The sequence below is a fragment of the Streptomyces sp. NPDC048257 genome, from assembly GCF_043201855.1.
Classification (GTDB): Bacteria; Actinomycetota; Actinomycetes; order Streptomycetales; family Streptomycetaceae; genus Streptomyces.
In genome coordinates, this window is sequence record NZ_JBICZI010000026.1 from 14,876 (window position 1) to 20,203 (window position 5,328).

Here is a 5,328-nt window from a genome sequence, read left to right on the forward strand (position 1 = left end):
CACCCCCCCCCCGGCGGCCCCCCGCCCCCCCCCCCCCCCCCCCCCCCCACCCCCCCGGCGAGGCTGGGTTGGCCCGGGCCCAAACGCGGGCCAGGCGGAAGGGGGCGGGCTCAAACCCCGGCGAGGCTCGGTAGGGCCCAGGCCCAAACGCCGGCCAGGCGGAAGGGGGCGGGCTCAAACGCCGGCCAGGCTCGGTAGGGCCCAGGCCCAAACGCCGGCCAGGCGGAAGGGGGGCCCGCCCAAACGCCGGCCAGGCTCGGTAGGGCCCAGGCCCAAACGCCGGCCAGGCGGAAGGGGGCCGGGCCCTGACGCCGGCGGAGCCGCGGTGGCGGCAGGGGCGGGCCCCCGCCGCTCGGGCGTCGCGGGGCGGTCAGGCCAGGTGGGCGCGGACCTCGGTCGCCGCGTCCTCGCCGTAGGCCTTGGTGAAGCGCTCCATGAAGTGGGCGCGGGCCAGGGTGTACTCCTGGGTGCCCAGCGTCTCGATGACCAGCGTCGCGAGCATGCAGCCCAGCTGCGCCGCACGCTCGAGGCCGACGCCCCAGCCCAGACCGGTCAGGAACCCGGCGCGGAACGCGTCGCCGACACCCGTCGGGTCGACCTTCGCGGTCTCCTCCGGGCAGCCGACCACGATCGGGGCCTCGCCGACGCGCTCGATCTTGACGCCGTTGGAGCCCAGCGTGGTCACGCGGGTGCCGACCTTGGCCAGGATCTCCGCGTCGGTCCAGCCGGACTTCGACTCGATGAGGCCCTTCTCGTACTCGTTCGAGAAGAGGAAGGTCGCGCCCTCCATCAGGGTGCGGATGTTGTCGCCGTCCATCCGGGCGATCTGCTGCGAGAAGTCCGCCGCGAAGGGGATACCGCGGGTGCGGCACTCCTCCGTGTGGCGCAGCATCGCCTCGGGGTCGTCCGCGCCGATCAGGACCAGGTCGAGCCCGCCCACCCGGTCGGCCACGGCCTTCAGCTCGATCAGCCGGGCCTCGCTCATCGCGCCCGTGTAGAAGGAGCCGATCTGGTTGTGGTCGGCGTCCGTGGTGCACACGAAGCGCGCGGTGTGCAGCACCTCGGAGATGCGGACGGAGTCGGTGTCGACGCCGTGCCGGTCCAGCCAGGCGCGGTACTCGTCGAAGTCGGAGCCGGCGGCTCCGACGAGGATCGGGCGGCTGCCGAGCTGCCCCATGCCGAAGCAGATGTTCGGGCCGACCCCGCCCCGCCGGACGTCGAGGTTGTCGACGAGGAAGGAGAGGGAGACCGTGTGCAGCTGGTCCGCGACCAGCTGGTCGGCGAAACGGCCGGGGAAGGTCATGAGGTGGTCGGTGGCGATGGAGCCGGTGACTGCGATGCGCACGGCGAGGACGCTCCTGCTGAGGACGGCGAGGGACAGTCAAAACTACCCGGTAAGCGACCTCAGGCCGAACCCCATAAACTACCCCTTAGTAGCTCTTTCTTCGCAGGAGCTCCGATGTCTACGGTGCCTGCATGACCTATACCGACGGTTTCGGCTACTCCGAGTACACCGCCGACAAGCGCGGCGCGGAAGCCCCAGGACGGCCCGGCTTCGCCCGTCTGCTGGGTGACTGCGCCCGGATGGCCCCGCACTGGGCCGTCCCGGCGGGTCCGCGGCCGGTGCGCGTGACCCCCTCGCAGATCCACGGGATCAGCGTTCCGCCCGCCTCGGCGCGGCTGATCGCCGCCACGTCCGTGTACGGGGACCAGTAGCGGGGAACCGGTTGCCCGCCGGTTCCGTCACACCCGCATCAGGTACGACGGAACCGGTGAAGGAGCGATGCGGTGACCAGCGAAGAACCCGACACATCACGCGGCACACGACGGCGGCCCGCCTGGGCCGTCGGCTCGATCGCGGCGGCCGTCCTCCTCGCGGGCGGCGGCACCGCGTACTGGGCGTCGACGGCCTACGGCGACGGCGGGTCGGGCCACCGTACGGGCGACAGCGCGGCCTCCGCGCCCCGTGACGCGGGAGACCCCTCGGGGCCGGGCATCGCGCCCGGGGAGCCCGACCCGTCCGGCGGCGGGGTGGTCTACCGGGCCGACGTGAAGCTTCCGGAGGCTCCGGCCACGGCGCCGACCTTCGCGCTGTCCGGCGAGGTCACCTCGGCGGAGGTGGCCCGTCTGGCCGCGGCCCTGGGCCTGCCGGGCGAGCCGCGCCTGAGCGGGGACGTCTGGCTGGCCGGGGAGGCCGCCGACGGCTCCGGGCCCCGGCTCACGGTGTCCCGTACGGCGCCGGGGACGTGGAACTTCGCCCGCTTCCAGGTGCCGGGCAACGGCAACGGCACCGGGGACGACTGCGTGCGCGGCAAGGACACCTGCGGCCCGGCCAGCCTCCCCCGTGACGCGGGCGGCGGGGCCCCGGCCGGCAAGCCGGTGTCCGAGGACGCCGCGAAGGCCGCGGCGGCGCCCGTACTGGCGGCCGCGGGCATCGAGGGGGCGAAGCCGGACGCCCGGCTCACCCAGGGTTCGGTACGGGTGGTGGCCGCGGACCCGGTGGTCGGCGGGCTGCCCACGCAGGGCTGGTCGACCAAGATCAGCGTCGGCGCCGACTCCTCGGTGGTCGCGGGCAACGGCGAGCTGAAGGCCCCCGTCCGGGCGGCCGAGCAGCCGGTGGTGGGGGCCGTGGAGGCCCTGGCCAGGCTGAACGCGAAGTCGGGCGGCCGGGAGGGCGGCAACCCCGAACCGAGCGGATGCGCGAGCGCGGTCCCGCTGGCGGCGGACACCCCGGTGGCGGGTACGGACACGGTGCCGTGCAACCCGGAGCCGCGGCCGATGAAGCCCCCGCGCACGGAGACGGTGAAGGGCGCCACGCTGGGGCTGGTTCCCGGCACGGTGAACGGGGCGCAGGGCCTCGTCCCGGCCTGGCTCTTCGAGGTGGCGGGCAAGGACGGCGGGCCCGGCCACACCGTGGCCCAGCCGGCCGCCGACCAGGAGAGCGCCCCCGGCCCGAAGGACGGTCGTGCCGTGCCCGGTTTCTCGTACGCGGAGGCCGACCGGAAGCTGACCGTGAACTTCTGGGGCAGCCCGTGCAGCACCTATGCCGTGGAAGCGCGGGAGCAGGCGGAGTCGGTCCTGGTGAAGATCACGGACACCCCGAACAAGCCGGGCCAGGCCTGCATCATGGTGGCGCAGGAGATGTCCTTGACGGCGACGCTGCAGCAGCCGCTGGGCGACCGGAAGGTGCTCGACGCGACCACGGGCAAGCCGCTCGCCCGGCAGTAGCCGGCGCCCGCTCCAGGGCGAACGGCGAGGGCCCGCCTCCGGTCGGATTCGACCGGAGGCGGGCCCTCGCCGTTCAGGCGGTCCAGGCTTAGCTGAACGAGTCGCCGCAGGCGCAGGAGCCCGTGGCGTTGGGGTTGTCGATCGTGAAGCCCTGCTTCTCGATGGTGTCGACGAAGTCGATGGAAGCGCCGTGGAGGTACGGGGAGCTCATCCGGTCCGTGACGACCTTCACGCCGTCGAAGTCCTTCACGACGTCGCCGTCGAGGGAGCGCTCGTCGAAGAAGAGCTGGTAGCGCAGGCCGGAGCAGCCACCGGGCTGGACGGCGACGCGGAGCGCCAGGTCATCGCGGCCTTCCTGCTCCAGCAGGGTCCTGACCTTCTCGGCGGCGGCGTCGGACAGGAGGATGCCGTCGCTCACGGTGGTCTTGTCGTCCTGTACGGACATCTGCATTCACTCCCGAAGTGGGCGGCTCCCCGCCGGAGGCGAGGAAACGTCGGACTCTTGCCGTCGGTGGCAACGAGCGGGACCGCGGATTCATTCCGGGACCCGACGCTTGTTTCAGATATTCCATGCTCGCACACCGCGCGCGGGGGCGGGCCCGGCGAATCGTGGGCTGATGCGTCACATTGACACTATCGGCATCGTCAAACTGACGTGAAGCGGTTATGATAGATAACGTCAAGTAGACGAGAAGTCGAAGCGATGATCCAGAAGTCCCTTGTCGCAGAACAGAAAGGGTGCGTGTCGTGACCACCGCCCAGCCTTTGGACGTCCAGCCGACGCCCCTTGCCCTGCTGCTGCTCGGCCGTGAGGCCGACCCCAAGAGCGAGCGCGGGGTGGAGTGCCCCGGCGACCTGCCCTCGCCGTCGGACCCGAACCTCGTGGAGCGTGCCCGCGCGGCGAAGGAGAAGCTCGGGGACAAGGTCTTCATCCTGGGCCACCACTACCAGCGTGACGAGGTCATCGAGTTCGCGGACGTCACCGGCGACTCCTTCAAGCTGGCCAAGGACGCGGCCGCCAAGCCGGAGGCCGAGTACATCGTCTTCTGCGGCGTGCACTTCATGGCCGAGTCCGCGGACATCCTGACCTCGGACGACCAGAAGGTGGTCCTGCCGGACCTGGCCGCCGGCTGCTCGATGGCCGACATGGCCACCGCCGAGCAGGTCGCGGAGTGCTGGGACGTGCTGACCGAGGCCGGCATCGCCGAGGCCACGGTGCCCGTCTCGTACATGAACTCCTCCGCCGACATCAAGGCCTTCACCGGCAAGCACGGCGGCACGATCTGTACCTCGTCCAACGCGAAGAAGGCCCTGGAGTGGGCGTTCGAGCAGGGCGAGAAGATCCTGTTCCTCCCGGACCAGCACCTGGGCCGCAACACCGCCGTCCGCGACATGGGCATGTCCCTGGACGACTGCGTGCTCTACAACCCGCACAAGCCGAACGGCGGCCTGACCGTCGAGCAGCTGCGGAACGCCAAGATGATCCTGTGGCGCGGGCACTGCTCGGTGCACGGCCGGTTCTCGGTCGACTCGGTCAACGACGTCCGCGCCCGGATCCCCGGCGTGAACGTCCTGGTCCACCCCGAGTGCAAGCACGAGGTCGTGGCGGCCGCGGACTACGTCGGCTCGACGGAGTACATCATCAAGGCGCTGGAGGCGGCCCCGGCCGGTTCCAAGTGGGCCATCGGCACCGAGCTGAACCTGGTCCGCCGCCTGGCGAATCGATTCGCCGCCGAGGACAAGGAAGTCGTCTTCCTCGACAAGACGGTCTGCTTCTGCTCGACGATGAACCGCATCGACCTCCCGCACCTGGTGTGGACCCTGGAGTCGCTGGCCGAGGGCAACCTCGTCAACCAGATCCAGGTCGACAAGGAGACGGAGAGCTTCGCGAAGCTCGCGCTGGAGCGGATGCTCGCCCTCCCGTAGGGGCGACCGGTACGGCTCCGGCCCGCAGATGCCCGAAGGGGCGGCTCCCGTACGGGAGCCGCCCCTTCGGGCATTCGGCCGGGCGGGCGGGCCGCGGGGCGAGGGCCCCCCCGCCCCGGCCGGCCGTGGGCGGCGCCGCGTCCGCGCGGGGGGGCACCACCCCCCGCGTGGGCC

5 protein-coding genes are annotated in these 5,328 nt (G+C 72.0%); 3 read left to right on the plus strand and 2 right to left on the minus strand.

Annotated features, from left to right (window positions below; genetic code table 11):
* Window positions 1–370 precede the first annotated feature (370 nt).
* Window positions 371–1,345 carry a carbohydrate kinase family protein gene (locus ACGFZK_RS31975; protein WP_393852341.1) on the minus strand — a complete coding sequence of 325 codons (975 nt, stop codon included), beginning with the start codon at window positions 1,343–1,345 and terminating at the stop codon, window positions 371–373.
* A 131-nt stretch (window positions 1,346–1,476) separates the two neighbouring features.
* Between ACGFZK_RS31975 and ACGFZK_RS31980 the strand changes: the two genes are divergently transcribed.
* Window positions 1,477–1,716 carry a hypothetical protein gene (locus ACGFZK_RS31980; protein ID WP_393852342.1) on the plus strand — a complete coding sequence of 80 codons (240 nt, stop codon included), beginning with the start codon at window positions 1,477–1,479 and terminating at the stop codon, window positions 1,714–1,716.
* A 72-nt stretch (window positions 1,717–1,788) separates the two neighbouring features.
* Window positions 1,789–3,228, plus strand: a complete 1,440-nt coding sequence (locus tag ACGFZK_RS31985) for a hypothetical protein (protein ID WP_393852343.1) — start codon at window positions 1,789–1,791, stop codon at window positions 3,226–3,228.
* Window positions 3,229–3,316: 88 nt separating this feature from the next.
* Here the strand turns inward: ACGFZK_RS31985 and erpA are convergent, their stop codons facing one another.
* Window positions 3,317–3,673 carry an iron-sulfur cluster insertion protein ErpA gene (gene erpA / locus ACGFZK_RS31990; RefSeq protein WP_030010511.1) on the minus strand — a complete coding sequence of 119 codons (357 nt, stop codon included), beginning with the start codon at window positions 3,671–3,673 and terminating at the stop codon, window positions 3,317–3,319.
* A gap of 293 nt (window positions 3,674–3,966) precedes the next feature.
* On the opposite strand from erpA, the gene nadA reads away from it, so the two are divergent.
* Entirely contained in the window at window positions 3,967–5,154 is a 1,188-nt protein-coding gene (gene nadA / locus ACGFZK_RS31995; RefSeq protein WP_393852344.1) for a quinolinate synthase NadA, read from the plus strand.
* The last annotated feature ends 174 nt before the right edge of the window (window positions 5,155–5,328 follow it).